Source organism: Flavobacterium branchiophilum FL-15 (assembly GCF_000253275.1).
Taxonomy (GTDB): domain Bacteria; phylum Bacteroidota; class Bacteroidia; order Flavobacteriales; family Flavobacteriaceae; genus Flavobacterium; species Flavobacterium branchiophilum.
Genome location: NC_016001.1, coordinates 3,010,952 through 3,031,061, shown reverse-complemented (window position 1 = coordinate 3,031,061; position 20,110 = coordinate 3,010,952). Strand labels below are relative to the sequence as shown.

Here is a 20,110-nt window from a genome sequence, read left to right as displayed (position 1 = left end):
AAATAAAATGAAAAAAATATTAAGCTTATTAGTGTTTTCTGCATTCATTATTAGTTGTAATGATTTAACAGAAACAAATACTGATCCAAATAGTGCTTATACTACAGTACCTGCTACTTTGGTTTCTTATGCTCAAAAAAAATTAAGTGATCATTTGAATACACCTAGTGTAAATTCAAATAATTTCAGATTGGTAATGCAATATTGGCAAGAAACTACTTATGTAGATGAAAGTAATTATGATTTTGTAACTAGAAATATATCAAATAATGTTTGGTCTTCAAACTATGTAGATATATTAAATAATTTAAGTCAAGCTAAAAATATCATATCTACTTATCAACCTACTGCTAGTGAAGCTCCAACATGGCCAATTACTAAGAAAAATCAATTAGCAATAATTGACATGCAAATGGTTTTTGTTTATCAAAATCTAATTGATACTTTTGGAGATATTCCTTATTCACAATCATTAAATTTAAATAGCAATTTATTGCCTGTTTACGACAATGATTCAGCTATTTATCCATTACTTATTACTCGATTGAAAAATGATATTGCCAATTTAGATGTAAATGGTAATAGTTTTTCTGTTGGAGATTATTTTTACAATGGTAATGTTTCTAAATGGAAAATTTTTGGAAATTCATTATTATTGAAATTAGGAATTACAATTGCAGACGCAAACCCTACACTTGCACAAGCAACTGTATCTCAAGCTATTGCAGATGGTGTCTTTTCTTCTGAGGCAGACAATTGTCAATTTCAATATTTAGAAGCATCTCCAAATTACAATCCTTTATACGAAAATTTGTATGCTAGTGGAAGAAATGATTTTGTTGCAGGAAAAACTATTGTAGATAAAATGAATGCTAATAACGATCCTAGAATTTCTAAATTCTTTGATCCATTAGGAAATGGCACTTTTGTTGGTGCTGTGATAGGTTCACCAGCTAGTTTTTCTTCAAGATCTCATGTTGGTGAATTTGCTTATACGCCAACTACAAAAGGAAATGTAATGACTTATACTGAGGTTGCCTTTTATTTAGCAGAAGCAGCTGCAAGATGGACCCCTGCTAATGCAGCGGTTGCTTATGAAACAGCTGTTACAGCATCTATGTTAGAATGGGGATTAAATGCCACTCAAGCTTCTGCATATGTAACTGCAAATCCTTATAATGCGGCTACTTGGAAGAAAAATATTGGTGAAGAAGCTTGGATTGCTATGTATAATAATCCTTATGTTTCTTGGAACTTCTATAAACGTTTAGACTTTCCAACACTAGTAGCTCCTTCGACAGCAGTTGCTGTTGCTGGTGGAAAAGTTCCTGTAAGATTAACTTACCCAATTAAAGAAACGACTACAAACCCTTCTAATTATACTGCTGCATCTGCAGCAATTGGTGGGGATAAATTAACAACTAAAATCTTTTGGGACGTTAATTAATTCGATTACAATTTAATTTTTTCATACTTAAAAAACCATCACTGTCAAAAGTGGTGGTTTTTTTTATATCTCTCAACCCTTTATTGGGTCTTGTTTTGTAAATTTGTATTTCAATTTTCAAAATATGAATATACCAAATTCCTCAAAACCTCGTGTGGTCATCATTGGTGCTGGTTTTGCTGGCATAGCTCTAGTAAAAAAATTACGCAACAAACCCTTTCAAGTGGTGCTTATTGACAAACATAATTACCACAACTTTCAACCTTTGATGTATCAAGTGGCTACTGGCGGCCTCGAAGCGGGTTCTATTGCTTATCCGATTAGAAAAATCATTCAAAACTTTTCCGATTGTTATTTTCGTTTGACTTCCGTATTAGAAATTGATACAACAAATCAAACAATTATTACCGAAATAGGCTCCCTGTCTTTCGATTATTTGGTTATTGCTACGGGTTCTAAAACCAATTTTTTTGGCAACAAAGACATGGAACGTAATGCGATGTCGATGAAAACAATTCCACAGTCGCTCAATATTAGAAGTTTGATTTTGGAAAATTTTGAACAAGCAGTGCTTACAAACGATCCGCTAGAGCGAGAAGCTCTGATGAATTTTGTATTGGTAGGAGCAGGGCCAACGGGTGTGGAACTAGCAGGGGCTTTGGCCGAAATGAAAAAAGCCATTTTACAAAAAGATTATCCTGATTTAAACATTCAGAAAATGCAAATCAACCTCATTCAAAGTGGTCCATGGATTCTCAATACTATGACCAACAAGGCATCTGAAGCTGCGGAAGGTTTTTTGAAACAGTTGGGTGTTCAGGTATGGAAAAATCTAAGGGTAACCCATTATGATGGCAGAACGGTATTGACCAATTCGGACGTTACGTTTGAAACGGCAACGGTCATTTGGACTGCGGGTGTACAAGGAGCTAAAATATTGGGATTATCAAGCGAAGCGTATCTTGAAAAGGTCGAAAGGATAAGAGTCAACTCCTTTAATCAGGTGATGGGCTACCAAAACATATTTGCTATTGGCGATATTGCTTCGATGGAATCTAGCTTATTTCCTCAAGGGCATCCCATGATGGCCCAGCCGGCTATGCAACAAGGTCAGTTGTTGGGAGACAACCTCGTCAAGCTCATGACCCAACAAGCCATGACCCCATTTGATTATCATGACAAAGGTTCGATGGCAACGATTGGCAGGAATAAAGCGGTGGTTGATTTGCCACATTATCATTTTCATGGTGTTTTTGCTTGGTTTGTTTGGATGTTTGTTCATTTATTTTCGTTAATTGGTTTTAAAAACAGAGCCGTTGTTTTCTTGAATTGGGTCTATAATTATATTAAATTTGATAGAGAAGGCAGGCTCATTATTCGCCCGTTTAAGAAAAAAAGTTTTACAACCTTTACTTCCGACGAAATTTAAATTGATTTGCAAATCTAATAATAGTCTCATTCTTTGGGTTTTATCGAATAAAAAGAATTTTAAACTATTGTATATTTAAAATAAAATATTATTTTTGATTGATAATAACTAATACCAAATATACATATAAAATAGTCCAATCTACTTGTTCTTTTTTGCTAAAATTATTCAAAAAAAAATAGTTCCGTAGCCCAGCTATGCAACGATTTTTTTTGAAAATTTTTTCTAAAAAATAACTACGCATCTTTGGACTATTTTATAAATATATTTGGTATAATTAAAAAATAAAAAATTATGGAAATGAATTTTGTAGCCATTTTTATTGCAGCGTTTTCGTCGTTGGTGGTGGGCTTTGTTTGGTATAATCCTAATGTTTTTGGAACAATTTGGATGCGTGAAGCGGGTGTTACTGAAGAGAAAATTAAAACAGTCAATTTGGTTGTAACACTAGGTATGGCTTTTGTTTATGCTGTTTTTATAGCATTTGTATTACAGTTTCTTGTAGTGCATCAGTTTGGGGCATTTGGTATGATTGGAGGCAATGAAAAAGATGCTCTTCCGTCTTATTTTGCGTTTATGAACGATTATAAAACGGCTTTTAGAACTTTTAAACACGGTGCTCTTCATGGTTTTATGACAGGATTGTTTTTTGCACTGCCTGTAATTGGCGTGGGTGCCAATTTTGAGCGTCGGAGTTGGAAATATGTTTTAGTTTCTGGAGGTTATTGGGTGGTAACTTGTATGATTATGGGAGGCATTATTTGTGCTATGGCTTAATAAACCACGTTTTACTATATTGTAAACCATTAAGAAAGGAGGTTTGAATGAACTTCTTTTTTTATTGGTTTTTTTATATGTGCTAGAATGTTCTTTTTTGTTGGGGTGTTGTTTGCGTGAGGGATAGCAGTGGAAATCCTTTTTTGCCCCCTCTTTTTGGGGCAAAAAAGATTGTAACGTATAGCCCGACCCGGAGTTTTTACGGAGGGACACGCCCAAAATAGGGTATTGATAGCTAATGGTTTGTTGCAAAAAAAAAAGCTGCTCTCTGTTTTTTGAAAGCAACTTTTTCACATATAAAAACTCAAAAATTTATATAAAAACGGATTTTCCGATACTGATATTTTCGTGGTTGATGTAGCCGTTGGTGTGGTCGTTGTTGAGAATGGTGTTGGCAATGGCATCGCCAACATAGTCCGTTTCAAAATTGCGAACAACATTCAAATCGGGAGTTACGATATTCAATTCAAGTGTGTTTTCTACGGCTTTTCTTACACTTTCACCTTCTTTATATAGTCCAAAATGATCTAAAAGCATGCCTGCACTTAGTATGGCCGCAATAGGATTGGCTATGTTTTTGCCTTTGGCTTGAGGATACGATCCGTGAATGGGTTCAAATAAAGCACTTTTGTCGCCAACAGAGGCAGAAGCTAAAAGGCCAATAGAACCACCAATGACGCTTCCTTCATCGGAAATAATATCGCCAAACATATTTTCTGTCAGAATAACGTCGAATTGACTTGGGTTCAAAATCATTTGCATGGCTGCATTATCTACAAAAAGGAAATCCAAGGTTACGTCTGGATATGTAGTGGCAATATTGGTTACGACTCTTCGCCACAAACGAGAGGATTCCAATACGTTGGCTTTGTCCACTAAAGTTAATTTTTTGCGACGGGTTTGGGCTGCTTTGAACGCTAAATGGGCAATTCTTTCGATTTCGTATTGAGAGTATTCGCATAAATCAGACGCTGTTTTTCCGTCTTCGCTTAATTTTTTTGCTCCAAAATAGATGCCTCCTGTAAGTTCTCTATAAATCAACATATCGGTTCCTTCGATGATGTTTTTTTTCAATGGCGATTTTTCGAGCAAGGTTTCATAAGCTTTTATAGGTCGGATATTGGCATAAAGTCCTAATTCTTTTCGGAGTTTGAGTAATCCTTGTTCTGGACGTACTTTTGCATCTGGATTGTTGTCGTATTTTGGGTCGCCAATAGCTCCAAAAAGTACGGCGTCTGAATTTTTGCAAAGCGTTAACGTAGTTTCTGGCAAAGGGTTGCCTGTTTCGTCTATGGCGATAGCACCTACGTGTGCTTCTTCAAAAACAAATTGGTGTCCAAAAACTTTTTCGACAGCTTTTAAAATTTTGACGGCCTGTTTGGTAACTTCTGGGCCAATGCCGTCTCCGGGTAGTAATGCGATTTTCAATTCCATGATGGCTATTTTTTATATAAAAAGGTTATCTGTTTTTTTCAAAAGCCTCTATTTCGGCTTTTTTGCTTATTAAAAAATCGATGTCATCAAATCCATTGATCATACATATTTTTTTATAAGGATCTATTTCAAAAGGTTCTTTTAATGGGGTGTTTTCGATAGCAATTTCTTGGTTTTCTAAATCAACAATCAAATTGGTTTGACTATCTGCTTGAATATGATCGAAAATTTGTTTAAGGAAATCTGGCGAAACGAGTATGGGTAAAATGCCGTTGTTGAGGGCATTACCTTTAAAAATATCGGCAAAATAGCTAGATACCACTACTTTGAACCCATAATCGGCTAGGGCCCAAGCGGCATGTTCTCGGCTACTGCCACACCCAAAATTGTCTCCTGCAACCAAAATGGCACCCGAATAGTCGTTGTTGTTCAATACGAATGAAGTTATGGGTAGGTTATGATCGTCAAACCGCCAATCTTTGAATAAATGATTACCAAAACCTACTTTGTCTGTTACCTTTAGAAAACGAGCTGGTATAATTTGGTCTGTATCAATGTTTTCGATAGGTAAAGGTACAGCCTTTGATTTTAATTTTATAAATTTTTCCATCTGTTTTTTAATTTTGGGTAATGTCAATAATTTTTCCTTCGATAGCAGTTGCCGCTGCAACTAGTGGACTGGCCAAAATGGTTCTGGCACCTTGTCCTTGGCGGCCTTCAAAATTTCTATTAGAAGTAGAAACGCAATACTCTCCCGATGGAATTTTGTCGTCGTTCATGGCCAAACAGGCAGAGCAGCCTGCTTGTCTGATTTCAAAACCAGCGGCTTCAAAAATTTTGTCGAGCCCTTCGGCAACAATTTGTTTGGCTACTTGTTGAGAGCCTGGGACAATTAGGGCATTTACATTTTGGGCTTTTTGTTTGCCTTCGATATATTGTGCTGCAATTCTAAAATCTTCTATTCTCGAATTGGTACAACTACCAATAAATACGTAGTTGATGGGCTTGTTGATTAAGGATTCTCCTTTTGAAAACCCCATATATTCGAGTGATTTTTGAAACGAAGCATCGTCTAAATCAGGAATATTTTCGGTAATTTTGATACCCATACCCGGATTGGTACCATAAGTAACCATTGGGGCAATATCTGTGGCATCAAAGTCATATTCTTTGTCAAACACGGCACCTTCGTCTGTGGGAAGTGTTTTCCAATAAGCTACTTTTTTGTCAAAATCTTCACCCTGAGGGGCAAACTGGCGTCCTTTTAGGTACTCAAAAGTGGTGTCGTCTGGGGCTATCATGCCTCCACGAGCTCCCATTTCGATACTCATATTGCATACGGTCATGCGGCCTTCCATACTCATTTCTCTAAAAACATTTCCTGCATATTCACAAAAATAGCCCGTTCCAGAGTTGGTTCCAATTTTTGAAATGATATATAAAATAACATCTTTTGGTGTTACCCCTTTGCCCAAGGTACCATTGACATTGACACGAAGACTTTTGGGTTTGTTTAATAACAAACATTGGCTTGCAAACACTTGAGCCACTTGGCTAGTACCTATGCCAAAAGCTATGGTACCAAAAGCCCCGTGAGTAGAGGTATGACTGTCGCCACAAACCATGGTCATGCCAGGTTGCGTAATTCCAAGTTCGGGAGCCATTACGTGAACAATGCCTTGGTATTGATGTCCTAAACCATAAAGTGTGATATTGTTTTTGGTACAATTTTCGGTAAGCATGGCCACTTGATTTCGAGACAACTCGTCTTTTATTGGCAAATGTTGGTCTTTTGTAGCTACATTATGGTCGGCAGTTGCAACAATTTGTTGGGGTCTGAAAATAGGAATATTTCTATCGCTCAATTCTGCAAAGGCTTGAGGACTGGTAACTTCGTGTATTAAATGTTGGTCTATGTATAAAACTTCGGGGCCATTTGGCACTTTGGTAACCACGTGGCTGTCCCAAACTTTATCAAATAAGGTTTTCTTTTCCATTAAAAATATTTATGCTAAAATGCCAATTTTACTAATTTCTACTAAATAATGTACGTCGTCGTCTTTGATTTCTTTTTTGGTATCGGCCAGTTTTAAGAATTCATTATAAACAATGTCGAGTTGTAATTTGGTTAATTCATATCCAATCAATTTGGCTCTGTAGGCCAATGCTGCTCTACCACTTCGAGCCGTTAGTACAATGGCCGATGCTGTAACGCCCACATCGTGTGGGTTCATGATTTCGTAAGTTTCTCTGTTTTTGATAACCCCATCTTGATGAATACCCGAGCTGTGCGCAAAGGCATTGGCACCTACAATGGCTTTATTGGGTTGTACAAACATTCCCATACTTTCAGACACCAAACGGCTTGTTTCATATAACAATTTCGAATTGATATTGGTTTCGTAGCCCAAGTACGGATGTTGTTTAAGAATCATGACTACTTCTTCCAACGAGGTGTTTCCTGCTCGTTCGCCAATGCCGTTGATTGTACATTCAATTTGTCGAACACCATTTACTACACCTGCAATAGAATTGGCCGTGGCCAAACCTAAATCGTTGTGGCAATGACAGGATAAAATAACGTTTTGTACATTATATACATGTTGGGTCAAATATTTGATTTTGGCCCCATATTCGTCTGGCAAACAATAGCCCGTTGTGTCTGGAATATTCAATACGGTTGCTCCTGCTTTGACAACTTCCGAACATACTTTTGCTAAAAATTCGTTGTCGGTTCTGCCTGCATCTTCGGCATAAAATTCTACATCATCTACAAAAGTTTTTGCATAAGCAACGGCTTCGGCAGCACGCTCTATAACTTCGGATTGCGAGGCATTAAACTTGTGTTTGATATGAGAGTCTGAAGTACCAATTCCGGTGTGGATGCGAGGTTTTTTGGCATGTTTGAGGGCTTGTGCTGCTACTTCGATGTCGTTTTTTACGGCTCTTGTCAATCCACAAACGGTGGCATTTTGAACCATTTTGGCAATGGCCTCTACCGACTTAAAATCGCCTGGACTCGATACAGGAAATCCTGCTTCTATAACATCTACTCCGAGGGCTTCTAACTGTCTGGCAATGACCAATTTTTGATCTGTATTAAGCTTACATCCAGGCACTTGCTCTCCGTCTCGTAAAGTCGTGTCAAATATTTGTACTTTTTGATTATTCATATCAATTTTAATCTTAAATTTAGATTCTTGATACGAATGTATAACAATTTTGTAACTTTGAAACGAATTAATGAACAATGTTACAGCGTTTAATTGATTTAAAAAATATATAAATAACTAATAATCAGTATATTATAATAACTTTTTTTACGATGGCAAACCCTTCAAAAGATAATTTATTTGTTTTAATTTGTTCGCTTTCTAAATCTGAAAAAAGACAATTCAAACTGTATGTCAATCGCTTGGGCGACAATATTGATGCAAAGTTTTTGCAACTCTTCAATCTTTTGGATAAAATGAAAGAATATGACGAAGAGGAAATTTTGAAAAGTAAAATTGTAACCAAAATGCAACTCTCAAACCTGAAAGCCCATTTGTATAAACAAATATTAATCAGTTTGAGGATGAATCCTGTAAATCAAAATATCAGAATTCAAATCAGAGAGCAGCTGGATTTTGCCACTATTTTGTACCACAAAGGCTTGTATAAACAAAGTTTGAAAATTTTAGACAAAACCAAGTTGGTAGCCCTAGAACACGAAGAAAAAAATATTGCCTATGAAATTATTGAATTAGAAAAAGTTATTGAATCGCAATACATTACAAGAAGTATAGCCGGCCGAGCCGATGAACTTACCATACAAGCCAAAACCTTGAGTATGCAAAACGTTATGGCCAGCAAATTGTCTAACTTGTCCTTACAATTGTATAGCATCATGCTGCAAACGGGCTATGCCAAAAGCGATGTTGAAATGAAAGAAATTACAGAATATTTCAATGCCCGAATGCCCGAATACCAGTTTGACGAGTTGGGTTTTCGTGAAAAATTGTGGTTGTTTAAAGCCCATTTGTGGCATAGTTTTTTGATTCAAGATTTTTTGGCATGTTATAAATATGCCAACAAATGGGTTAATTTATTTAAAGAAAACCCACAAATGATTTTTTTAAACCCAGTTTGGTACATCAAAGGCAACAATTATTTGATGGAATGTTTGTATTTGATCAAACATAAAACCTATATGAAAATTGTGTTGGATCAAATGCAACACATCATTCAGCTTGATGCTTTTCCAAAAAACGACAATGTCCACTCTTTATACACAATATGTTATTATAACAGCAAATTTAATTTGCATTTTTTGGAAGGCAATTTTGAGGGCGGATTGTATTTGGTGGACGAAGTTTTGAAGGTAATCAAACGAGACGAAGACCGCCTCGACGAACATCATATCATGGTGTTTTATTACAAAATAGCTAGTTTGTATTTTGGTATTGGCAATAATAAAAAGTGTATTGCCTATTTGAAAAAAATTATAGACAACAAAAACCTGATTATCCGAGAAGATTTGATGTGTTTTGCAAGAGTTTTGAGCCTTGTGGCCCATTATGAAGCAGGAATGGACTATCATTTGGAAGTACAATTGAAAAGCACCTATAAATATTTGATCAAAATGAACGATTTGCACGAAGTTCAGAAAGAAATGATCAAGTTTTTGAAAAATTTAGACAAAATATACCCAAGCGAACTCAAATCAGCGTTTAAAAAACTACACACCCAATTGTTGCAATACGAAAACCACCCTTATGAAAAAAGAGCCTTTTTGTATTTAGACATTATTTCGTGGCTCGAAAGTAAAATCGAAAACAGAACAGTAGCCGCCATCATTCAAGAAAAAGCCAAAAAATGGCTCCGATAGCCAAACTTTTGACGGCACTCTTTGGTTGATGGTTTGTGGTTTCAAGTTAGAGGATAGAAGTTAGAGGATAGAAGTTAGAAGTTAGAAGTTTCAAGTTTCAAGTTTCAGGTTTCAACCATCAACCATCAGCCATCAACCATCAACCATCAACCATCAGCCATCAACCATCAACCATCAACCATCAGCCATCAACCATCAACCACAAACCATCAACCACAAACCACAACCCCATAGTATAAATTCGAGTTTTAAAAAAAAACATCTGTGCATCTGTGGCATTTTCTTCTACAATAGTAGAAATTTTAAAGTGGTTTTAAACGTGGCATCTTTCTTTTTTTCACGAGAAATCTACAATAGTAGAAATTTTAAAGTGGTTTTAAACAAGCAAAAGACGCTTTTAACCCATTAAATATCTACAATAGTAGAAATTTTAAAGTGGTTTTAAACGAAGCCTTAGACGATTGCGGTCGTTTACATCTACAATAGTAGAAATTTTAAAGTGGTTTTAAACCACCAATTCGGTAGAGGTGATATCGTTAATCTACAATAGTAGAAATTTTAAAGTGGTTTTAAACATGGATAGCGGTTGGTAATAATTTACAATCTACAATAGTAGAAATTTTAAAGTGGTTTTAAACAAATGGTTATGGTATTGAATTACAACCCTATCTACAATAGTAGAAATTTTAAAGTGGTTTTAAACTGTACAGTATTGACCGTAAATACTTCTTTATCTACAATAGTAGAAATTTTAAAGTGGTTTTAAACATGTTTTTCTGCGCTGGTGTTAAAGATATCTACAAAAGTAGAAATTTTAAAGTGGTTTTAAACTTGAATCCATGAGAATGCTTTATTCTCGTATCTACAATAGTAGAAATTTTAAAGTGGTTTTAAACTTTCTTTAAAACAGAAAAGTATTCAGGAATCTACAATAGTAGAAATTTTAAAGTGGTTTTAAACTTTTTAAAATACACAGATTTGTTTTAATCTACAATAGTAGAAATTTTAAAGTGGTTTTAAACAGCCGACAGCGAAACAAAGCTGAGGGTATCTACAATAGTAGAAATTTTAAAGTGGTTTTAAACGTTCTACTATCTTCAATATGCTGTACAATCTACAATAGTAGAAATTTTAAAGTGGTTTTAAACCATTGAGTACTTCGCCCACGCTCACGCAATCATCTACAATAGTAGAAATTTTAAAGTGGTTTTAAACACTCCAACGACTAAGATTTGCGAGTATATCTACAATAGTAGAAATTTTAAAGTGGTTTTAAACACAAAAAACAAACCGTAACCGTATATCTAATCTACAATAGTAGAAATTTTAAAGTGGTTTTAAACATCGATGTCATTACAATTACGTATATCATCTACAATAGTAGAAATTTTAAAGTGGTTTTAAACTGCCTACTTCATAAATGTTTGCACCACCATCTACAATAGTAGAAATTTTAAAGTGGTTTTAAACCTATTTGTTTTTTATTTTTTGCATCCACTATCTACAATAGTAGAAATTTTAAAGTGGTTTTAAACTTAAAAATTGCATACAAAAATACCGCAATTACATCTACAATAGTAGAAATTTTAAAGTGGTTTTAAACATGAATGAAATAAAACTATACGATGCGAATCTACAATAGTAGAAATTTTAAAGTGGTTTTAAACTATCATTTGAACCATGAATTTAAAATAAAATCTACAATAGTAGAAATTTTAAAGTGGTTTTAAACTACCTGGAATAAGGTTTAATGACGGCAAATCTACAATAGTAGAAATTTTAAAGTGGTTTTAAACCTGCACTAGAATGTGGCAAAGTTGTGAAATCTACAATAGTAGAAATTTTAAAGTGGTTTTAAACAGCCTCTGATTTTGTGGACTTAAAAATATCTACAATAGTAGAAATTTTAAAGTGGTTTTAAACTATGATTTAGTGGGAGACTACTGGGTAATCTACAATAGTAGAAATTTTAAAGTGGTTTTAAACTTGAAATGAAAGAAACAGGTTGGGTTATCTACAATAGTAGAAATTTTAAAGTGGTTTTAAACATGATTATTGATAAAAAGGCATTTGCTATCTACAATAGTAGAAATTTTAAAGTGGTTTTAAACAAATTATACAGTGATTTTAACACCTGTATCTACAATAGTAGAAATTTTAAAGTGGTTTTAAACATTCATAATCCCACATATTGCTATTAATCTACAATAGTAGAAATTTTAAAGTGGTTTTAAACAACCATTAATAGCAATTTGGCTACCATATCTACAATAGTAGAAATTTTAAAGTGGTTTTAAACGTGCAAATAATGATCTACCTGATATAAATCTACAATAGTAGAAATTTTAAAGTGGTTTTAAACAAACTACTGAATGAAATTATAGACCTATCTACAATAGTAGAAATTTTAAAGTGGTTTTAAACAATTTGTGGACACGTACGGTTTGCCAATCTACAATAGTAGAAATTTTAAAGTGGTTTTAAACAAAGACATAAGCGGTTTCTCCTTTTTGGATCTACAATAGTAGAAATTTTAAAGTGGTTTTAAACCTCGCAGGTTTAGTATCAACCACGAATTATCTACAATAGTAGAAATTTTAAAGTGGTTTTAAACATATTGTTTTGCCTCTTCGGAATCGTATCTACAATAGTAGAAATTTTAAAGTGGTTTTAAACTCTAACACTGCCAAAATGACACAAAAACAACCCTTTTTTACCGTTTTTGGTTGCTTTTAAATAAAAAAACAGCATTCGAAAGCTTGTTTTCATGCCTTTTGTCAGTATTATTATTATTAAGACCCAGGTTTGCATTTTTTTACAATAGTAACCATGCAATCCGATGCAAACCTATAACTTTTTTTCTCTAATTCAAAGTTTTTTTTCAAAACAAAACCAAATCTTCGTCCTGATGCTTGGCATAATCCTATTTTGTAATAACACAACTCGGACTCATCTGAAAAATCATGATGCTATCCGTTTCTTCAAATCGTTTGGCATATTTGGTCTTAATTTCAATTTGAATCAAATTCAAAATCCGCTTGCTGTTGTCTATCTCAAACAACGATTATTGCAATCGATGACCAAATTTGTTGTTGCTGATGCCGTCATAGTCTTTGGCTAAAGCCAAAGCCTATTCATTTATCCTATGGCATTTAATTTTATTTTTTTTAGAATCTATCAAATGGGTTGCTATAATTCCCTTTATTGTACCTCGACCTACTAAAAAGGCAGGCTCGCCTACTAAAAAGGTAGGCTCGCCTACTGAAAAGGTAGGCTCGCCTACCAAAAAGGCAGGCTCGCCTACTAAAAAGGTAGGCTCGCCTACTAAAAAGGTAGGCTCGCCTACTAAAAAGGTAGGCTCGCCTACTAAAAAGGTAGGCTCGCCTACTAAAAAGGTAGGCTTGCCTATCATAAAAAGAGAACCAATTATAAGAGTTTCTAATACATTTTAAAAACACGCTACAAAAAAAAACACGCTTATAAAGCGTGTTCAAAAGATAAACATTTAATTTCCTGGCGGTGTGGCGGCTTTGTTTGCAAACCTCTTATTCCAGTCGTCCACTTCCTTCATGGCGTTGTCCAAAGCTCCTTCGTTGCCCCTAGAGATTTGAAGGTTTTGTACGTATCTGTCCACAAGTAGCATGATGTCGGTGGCGGCCCCTAGCTGGGTTTCTTCGATGGTTTCGATGCCCTGAATATAGGCCAATCGGGTAGCCTCCAGGTTTTGATAATAGTCCAACAGGTTTGTCAAATCTGCAGGCACATCGGCACGGCTCAACGAGTTTGGAAACTGGGTTGCAATACGAGATACCAATCGGGCATAGCCCTCTCTGCCCTCTGCCATAGATCGGGTAGCTTGTTTTTCGTCGTTAGTCAAGCTAATTTTGAAAGCATTAAATGATGTTAGTGCATTATTTAGTGTAGCAATCAAAGCGTCTGTAACTGCTTTTGGAGCAATTGTAGCAATAAACTTTCTCATTCGTAATAAAATTAAATATTAATAATATCAAAAATAAAAATTAATTGTAAACACACCAAATTTTTAACTTTATTTTTCAAAATAAAATAAAGTTAGAAAAAAAACCTTTGTCAAAGTTCCAAATTTTGACAAAGGTGGGGTTCTTATTTTTTCATTTCCGCATACACTTTTCTTCGGTTTGATAGATGAGGGGGGGGTGGTCATACTTATTTATTTTTTTGTACAAATTGCAACCAATCTCTGTTACTAATAGATAAATCCACTTTTTTTGTCAAGTCGGCTTGGTCTATTTTATTCAAAAGCATCAATCCTTTTTTGGCAATATGATACGCTCCGTTGGCATCGGCATCTTTGGGCAAAGTTGGATTTTCTAATTTTTCATAATCTCGGCTGTTGTAAAATGTTCCGTTGTCATTCATCACGGGCGAAATTAGATAATCTATATCTGTTCTTGTTTCGCTGTTTCGCATTTGTAAAGTCATTTTGAACCAATACAATAAGGTTTCAAAAAAAGCCTTGTCGTCTTTGCTAGCAATTTGAGATTTGATGCAATTACCATCACCATAAACAATTTGGTTTTTACCCAAAAAGTCTTCTATCTTTTCGGTTAGATTAATTGGAGTGCTTACAAATTTGTTGTTTTGGTCTTTTTGTCGTTTGGTTTCTATTCGTTCGCCATACGTGCAAATGGTCCAGGCTTGTTGAGTGCCTTCGGCTTTTGGGTTAAAATCGCTATATTTTTTTACTTCAAATTCAAAATACTTCTTTTCTGCATTGAAACGAATCGCCTCAAATTTTTCAAAAAAGGCTTTGGCTTTGTCAACATTTTCATATTTGGTATAAAAATAATTGACAAACCCTGTGGTTGGGTCTATTTTGGAGGTGTTCCAAGCGGGTACATAAAACAAAAAGCCCGATTGTTTACCCATTTTTTGGAAACTTTCAAATTTATTGGTGAGTTGTAATGCGTTGTACAATCCGCCTAATTCCTGAGGTTGTTTGTCTTTTAAAACCAAATAATTCAATTTGTCAATCAACATTTTTTCCAGCTTTTGATAAATTTGTTTTTCCACTTTAAAACGTCCACGTTTAAATCCAAAATTCAAATCTTCCATTACCACAATGGCATTTTCTTCCAGCATCAACGTAGCAATTTTATGCACCACTTGACTGATGTAGCCTTCTTTGAGTTCTTTGATGTTTTCCACCGTTCCCCAATTTTTTCGAGCCAAGTCACGCTCGTTTTCCTTGTTATCCAACAACTTATGATAAGGTGTCGAGATTTTAGAATCGGTGATTGTATTCAAACTTTCTTGTTTCAAGATGTTTCCTTGCTGGTCTATCAGTGTCAGATATACCAAATGGCGTTCGCCTCTATCCAATCCAATAATCTTAACTTCGGGATTGTTTTGCAAATATTCTAATACGGTTTGATTGATATAACTTCCGCCCGTTGCTTTAAAGTTCATGGTAATCGGCACATGAAACTGAAATTTATCAACCGTAAATCGTTTGTCTTTTATAATATCAATTGTTTTATTTTTTTCATTGAAAATGCTAAAATTATCAATATACCTTAAATCATCTTGTGTTAATTCTTTTTCACTTATTTTTCCTTGGTAGTACATATTGAGGTTTTTTATTGTTTGAACAGGAACAATTTCAGATGTTTTTGTTTTTTTATCAATAAAATGCTTTTTGGCAATTTTAATTTTCTTTTTGTGCAATATTATATTTTTAGGTTTTATAGAGGCTTTTCTAAAAAATATTTCGGCTTGTCCATTCAATTTATAGATTACATTTTGCAAATTTTGTTCTTCAAATAAGGCTTTCCAATACAAAGTGTGCATGTTCGGTTTCCCTTTGGAAAAAGGCGAAAAATCTTTGCTGTAAATTTGAAATAGAAACAATTTACCTTCGTTCACCAAACCATCAATATATTCTGAATCGATATTTTTAAAATTGATTTTGTAGCCTTGATGTTCTACTTCTCTATAAAAACCACTCAAATCTTGATACGATTTTGTTTCAGAAAATTGAAAATCAAAGTATTTCCAGTCTTCATGTTTGTTTAAAGAGTCCTTGAAAAAATCGATCAACGTATGACAATGTTCTAAATTGAATGTGTCTCCTTTTTTGTGCGTCTCTTTTTTATAGTTTTCTAATAACTCTTTTGATGGGTTGAAGTAAGCAATATTTTTATTGGAAAAAAATACTTTTGGCAACATCTTATTTACTCCAGGCAATAGTTTATACACCATTTTTTCATAATTTTCTTTTCCTTCTGGAAACTTTTGAAACGCTTTGTTATGCTTTTTATCCATTATGGCTAAAAAATAATTACCGTCTTTTTTCAAAATGGTAGTTAGGTAATCACCTTCTTTATTGGCATCCCAACCATTCAATAATTGTGCATTTTCAAAATTTAATTTTATTTTTTCGGTGCTGTACGGCTTTTGCGTTACATAGTTTCGCACCATATTATATAATGGGGTCAACAAACTCAATGCTTCGTAATAATTTTCAAACACATCATAAAAAGCAGTGTCTTTTTCGGTAATGCTTTCTGATTTTAAATGCAAAGGTTTAATAAAATGCAACAATTCTAAAATAGCATCTAAAAAGAATTTCAAATTATCAATTAATTTTTGGTCTTGTTTGAGTTCGTCTTCGTATTGGTCTGCATTTTCTAAAATACCTTGAATACATTGGTATTTTGCAGTAATATTAGCAATAAAATCAAAGGTTTTGTCGGTTTCATTTTCTTTTTTGGCTACAAAATGATTTTTAAAATAATCCGCAATACAGTTGGAGGAATGCTTTTTTACAATATCAGAAGTGTGATCTAAGGTAAGAATGTATTCCGAAAGTACTTCTTGTAAAAAAGCAATTGAAAAATAATCTTGTTTTGTAAATACCGCTTTGGCTTTATCTAAAATTTCTCGTTTTTTTTCGTTGGCTTTGCTATATTCCGTTTCAAATTTTGGATTTACTTTAGTTTCATACCAATAATTTAAAGCAGTTGAAAACACCGAAAAATCGCCAAATACTTGTTGTGAAATAGTGGTTAAATGGGTATCATTTTTTAGATAAATTTTTTGGGTATCAAAACTAGAAAGGTTTTCAATTGTCTGACGAATTAATAGTAAAAGATTTTGGCTTTCTTCCTGTCCTTCAATGGTATAAGAAAGTAAGTTGATTTTATAAAAGTCAAATATGGCTTTCAAAACTTGTTTCCCATCCGTAAAAGCATCGGGCAAAAACGAAAGTGAAATCCTATCACTCAAAATCTGTTTATACAATTGTTTTAATTTTGGCAAACGGTCTTTTTTGTCTTTGGTTTGATTGTAATTATTTATGTATTCATTTAGACCTTTATATTTTATATCATTTTTGGTAAATCCTGAAATTATACTATTATAAATTGTAATTCCATTTTGTGAAAGCACATCATTATAATAATTGATTTGAAACATTTCTTCTAATTCATTTACGAAAATTAGCCCTTCATCTCCAAATTCCCCCATTAATTCTCTAAAATTAACTTGCAAACTTTCTACTTGTTTTATTTTTTCAAATGCTTTAGCATTTTCTAAAAATTTAGGTAAATTTTCATGAATCAATCGATAAGCAATTGCTGTAGAATTGGGTTCAACCGAATACATGTTTTTTCTGTTTTGATGAAAACCAGTAAAATAAGTAGTAAACGTTTTGAATTTTTCGTCAAAATAAATGTCTTTTTGTTCGTTGTTTTCAAACCATTTTTCAAGTTCTACGGTAATCAGTTCTTTTTTATCCAAAATTGCAAAAATTGATTTTGCATCACCATCTGAAAAAGATTTAACGATTTCTTTTCGTAAATTGTCTTGTACTTTCTTTAAATCGTCTTTAAATTTTTGTTCTTTTTTTGTTTCAGCACTTTTATTGTATAATTCCAAGTAAGTTTCTAAATGAGTTAGTTTAGCATTGCTTAAAGCTAAATCGATAAAGTATTTATGAAATTTATCAATAGTTTTTTTCATTTCTTGATAACTCTCCGCTCGTTGTTTATCTTGAGAGAGCAATCCTTTTTCTTGAATAAATTCCAATGTTTTTCCTTGTGGAATCAACTCAAATCGAAGTGTTTTGGAAAGCGAGTACTGGTTTGTAAATTTGTTTGTCATGTGTATAAAGTTTGTTTTTGGTTTATAAAATGCTTCCAAATTTTATAAGGTAGCAAAAGCTATTGTATTTTGGATCTTAATCAATTATTGATGTTGTAAATATAGAAAAAATAGCCATTAAATACACGTTTGTCAAATAAATACGCTATTATTTAAACAAAAAACACCTATTCCTTTGAAATCCAAAACCTTGTAAGTGAGTTTTTTTTGGTTTCAAGTTTCAAGTTAGAAGTTTCAGGTTAGAGGTTAGAAGTTTCAGGTTAGAGGTTAGAAGTTAGAGGTTAGAAGTTAGAGGTTAGAAGTTTGAAGTTAGAAGTTTCAGGTTTCAGGTTTCAAGTTTCAGGTTTCAAGTTTCAAGTTTCAAGTTTCAGGTTTCAACCATCAACCATCAACCACAAACCATCAACCACAAACCATCTTCCCATTCTTTCGGATTTTTTTTCAATCTTTCAATTTTTTTTAATTAAATTTGGCTTTTATAATAAATAGTTTGAAAAATGAGCAAAATAGAACAATTTACAGCAATAATTAATGAAGGATATGCCACAAAAGGCGATCATATAGTATTGGGGGCGGCCTTGTTGGACGGTGAGGCTCTTGGCGATGCGGTGGTGAAAATTCCGCTAAAAACCTTAAACCGCCACGGATTGATAGCTGGAGCAACAGGAACGGGCAAAACCAAAACCATTCAGGTATTGTCCGAACAATTGTCGGGCTATGGGATTCCAGTTTTGATGATGGATATAAAAGGAGACTTTTCGGGTATTGCCAAAGAAGGCGAGGTGAAAAGTTTTATTACCGAGCGTCATGATAAAATTAACATTCCGTTTGAACCCAAATCGTTTCCTGTCGAATTGCTAACGTTGTCTGAACAAGAGGGGGTGCGTTTTCGAGCTACGGTGTCGGAGTTTGGTCCTGTATTGTTTTCGAGAATTTTAGACCTAAACGAAACCCAATCGGGGGTAATTTCTGTGATATTTAAGTTTTGCGACGACCAAAAAATGCCTTTGCTAGACTTAAAAGACATTAAAAAAATGATCAACTACATTACCGAAGAGGGTAAGGAGGCCATAGAGGAATCTTATGGCAAAATTTCTACGGCAACAACGGGCACTATTTTGAGAAAAATAATTGAATTGGAACAACAAGGAGGCGACATTTTTTTTGGCGAAACATCGTTTGATGTGCAAGATTTGATGCGATTTGACCAAAACGGCAAAGGATATGTAAACATCATGCGGCTGACGGATATACAGGACAAACCTAAATTGTTTTCGACTTTTATGTTGAGTTTGCTGGCCGAAATATATCATGTTATGCCAGAAAGGGGCGATGCAGACCAGCCCGAATTGGTGATTTTTATAGACGAGGCCCATTTGATTTTTAAAGAAGCCAGCAAGGCATTATTGGAACAAATAGAAACGATTGTAAAATTAATTCGTTCAAAAGGGGTGGGGATTTATTTTATTACACAAAATCCTATGGACGTTCCTAGCGGTATTTTGGCCCAATTAGGTCTCAAAATTCAACATGCTTTGAGGGCTTTTACAGCAAACGACAGGCAGGCAATCAAACAAACAGCCGATAATTATCCGAGCTCTGATTTTTATCAAACCGATGAGGTGCTAACGAGTTTGGGAATAGGGGAGGCCTTTGTAACAGCATTGAGCGAAAAAGGGATTCCTACACCACTTGCCGCAACCATGTTGAGAGCTCCAGAGAGCAGAATGGACATTTTGACCGACGATGAAATTAAAGCGATAAACGACCAATCTAAATTGGTTCGCAAGTATGAAGCTACAATAGACAGAGAAAGTGCCTTTGAAATGCTAACCCAAAAAATTACCGAAGCCCAAGAAGCGGCAACCGAAGAAGCGGCGGACACTCCTGAACGAGACAGCGAACCAAGTACGGCAAGTGTGGTTGGCAAATCGGTGTTAAAAGTGGTTACAAGTGCTACTTTTATTAGAGGAGCATTTGGAGTATTAATGAAATTGTTTAAAAAATAAAA

The 20,110-nt window shown here is 34.3% G+C and carries 12 protein-coding genes and 1 CRISPR repeat array; of the genes, 6 read left to right on the top strand and 6 right to left on the bottom strand.

Annotated elements, in window-relative coordinates:
* Positions 1-7: 7 nt before the first annotated feature.
* The 3 genes from FBFL15_RS13150 (at position 8) to FBFL15_RS13140 (ending at position 3,653) form a co-directional block, all read left to right on the top strand.
* Complete coding sequence (locus tag FBFL15_RS13150) at positions 8-1,447, top strand: SusD/RagB family nutrient-binding outer membrane lipoprotein (RefSeq protein ID WP_014085048.1); 1,440 nt, start codon at positions 8-10, stop codon at positions 1,445-1,447.
* Positions 1,448-1,571: 124 nt separating this feature from the next.
* Complete coding sequence (locus tag FBFL15_RS13145; protein WP_014085047.1) at positions 1,572-2,876, top strand: NAD(P)/FAD-dependent oxidoreductase; 1,305 nt, start codon at positions 1,572-1,574, stop codon at positions 2,874-2,876.
* Between the two features lie 294 nt (positions 2,877-3,170).
* Positions 3,171-3,653 (top strand): DUF1761 domain-containing protein, encoded by a 483-nt coding sequence (locus FBFL15_RS13140; RefSeq protein ID WP_014085046.1) that lies wholly within the window; start codon positions 3,171-3,173, stop codon positions 3,651-3,653.
* A gap of 312 nt (positions 3,654-3,965) precedes the next feature.
* Here the strand turns inward: FBFL15_RS13140 and leuB are convergent, their stop codons facing one another.
* Genes leuB through FBFL15_RS13120 form a run of 4 tightly spaced genes read right to left on the bottom strand, consistent with a single transcriptional unit; the run spans position 3,966 to position 8,260 of the window.
* Positions 3,966-5,087: a 3-isopropylmalate dehydrogenase gene (gene leuB / locus FBFL15_RS13135; RefSeq protein WP_014085045.1), complete on the bottom strand. Its 1,122-nt coding sequence runs from the start codon at positions 5,085-5,087 to the stop codon at positions 3,966-3,968.
* Positions 5,088-5,112: 25 nt separating this feature from the next.
* The gene (gene leuD / locus FBFL15_RS13130; RefSeq protein WP_014085044.1) at positions 5,113-5,697 is read right to left on the bottom strand and encodes a 3-isopropylmalate dehydratase small subunit; all 585 of its coding nucleotides are present in this window, start codon (positions 5,695-5,697) and stop codon (positions 5,113-5,115) included.
* Positions 5,698-5,704: 7 nt separating this feature from the next.
* A complete protein-coding gene (leuC, locus tag FBFL15_RS13125) occupies positions 5,705-7,084 on the bottom strand; it encodes a 3-isopropylmalate dehydratase large subunit (RefSeq protein WP_014085043.1) in 1,380 nt (459 codons plus the stop codon).
* A gap of 9 nt (positions 7,085-7,093) precedes the next feature.
* A complete protein-coding gene (locus FBFL15_RS13120) occupies positions 7,094-8,260 on the bottom strand; it encodes a 2-isopropylmalate synthase (protein WP_014085042.1) in 1,167 nt (388 codons plus the stop codon).
* A gap of 152 nt (positions 8,261-8,412) precedes the next feature.
* On the opposite strand from FBFL15_RS13120, the gene FBFL15_RS13115 reads away from it, so the two are divergent.
* Together FBFL15_RS13115 and FBFL15_RS17230 are read left to right on the top strand one after the other, a co-directional pair.
* Positions 8,413-9,957 carry a hypothetical protein gene (locus tag FBFL15_RS13115; RefSeq protein WP_014085041.1) on the top strand — a complete coding sequence of 515 codons (1,545 nt, stop codon included), beginning with the start codon at positions 8,413-8,415 and terminating at the stop codon, positions 9,955-9,957.
* Between the two features lie 283 nt (positions 9,958-10,240).
* A CRISPR array of direct repeats spans positions 10,241-12,633; the repeat unit is 36 nt; unit sequence ATCTACAATAGTAGAAATTTTAAAGTGGTTTTAAAC.
* Between the two features lie 437 nt (positions 12,634-13,070).
* Positions 13,071-13,409 (top strand): hypothetical protein, encoded by a 339-nt coding sequence (locus FBFL15_RS17230; protein WP_148267921.1) that lies wholly within the window; start codon positions 13,071-13,073, stop codon positions 13,407-13,409.
* Positions 13,410-13,462: 53 nt separating this feature from the next.
* On the opposite strand, the gene FBFL15_RS13100 is transcribed toward FBFL15_RS17230, so the two are convergent.
* Together FBFL15_RS13100 and cas12a are read right to left on the bottom strand one after the other, a co-directional pair.
* The gene (locus tag FBFL15_RS13100; protein WP_014085039.1) at positions 13,463-13,936 is read right to left on the bottom strand and encodes a hypothetical protein; all 474 of its coding nucleotides are present in this window, start codon (positions 13,934-13,936) and stop codon (positions 13,463-13,465) included.
* A gap of 206 nt (positions 13,937-14,142) precedes the next feature.
* Positions 14,143-18,099, bottom strand: coding sequence for a type V CRISPR-associated protein Cas12a/Cpf1 (gene cas12a / locus FBFL15_RS15840; RefSeq protein WP_014085038.1), 3,957 nt, complete (start codon positions 18,097-18,099; stop codon positions 14,143-14,145).
* Positions 18,100-18,596: 497 nt separating this feature from the next.
* Here cas12a and FBFL15_RS13090 point away from each other — a divergent pair, with 497 nt between their 5' ends.
* Positions 18,597-20,108, top strand: coding sequence for a helicase HerA-like domain-containing protein (locus tag FBFL15_RS13090; protein WP_014085037.1), 1,512 nt, complete (start codon positions 18,597-18,599; stop codon positions 20,106-20,108).
* Positions 20,109-20,110: the final 2 nt, after the last annotated feature.

Coding starts and splice junctions, on each gene's coding strand:
- leuB (WP_014085045.1), bottom strand. CDS start 5,087: ATGGAATTGAAAATCGCATTACTACCCGGAGACGGCATTGGCCCAGAA.
- FBFL15_RS13100 (WP_014085039.1), bottom strand. CDS start 13,936: ATGAGAAAGTTTATTGCTACAATTGCTCCAAAAGCAGTTACAGACGCT.
- FBFL15_RS13145 (WP_014085047.1), top strand. CDS start 1,572: ATGAATATACCAAATTCCTCAAAACCTCGTGTGGTCATCATTGGTGCT.
- FBFL15_RS13115 (WP_014085041.1), top strand. CDS start 8,413: ATGGCAAACCCTTCAAAAGATAATTTATTTGTTTTAATTTGTTCGCTT.
- FBFL15_RS13150 (WP_014085048.1), top strand. CDS start 8: ATGAAAAAAATATTAAGCTTATTAGTGTTTTCTGCATTCATTATTAGT.
- leuD (WP_014085044.1), bottom strand. CDS start 5,697: ATGGAAAAATTTATAAAATTAAAATCAAAGGCTGTACCTTTACCTATC.
- FBFL15_RS13140 (WP_014085046.1), top strand. CDS start 3,171: ATGGAAATGAATTTTGTAGCCATTTTTATTGCAGCGTTTTCGTCGTTG.
- FBFL15_RS13090 (WP_014085037.1), top strand. CDS start 18,597: ATGAGCAAAATAGAACAATTTACAGCAATAATTAATGAAGGATATGCC.
- cas12a (WP_014085038.1), bottom strand. CDS start 18,099: ATGACAAACAAATTTACAAACCAGTACTCGCTTTCCAAAACACTTCGA.
- leuC (WP_014085043.1), bottom strand. CDS start 7,084: ATGGAAAAGAAAACCTTATTTGATAAAGTTTGGGACAGCCACGTGGTT.
- FBFL15_RS13120 (WP_014085042.1), bottom strand. CDS start 8,260: ATGAATAATCAAAAAGTACAAATATTTGACACGACTTTACGAGACGGA.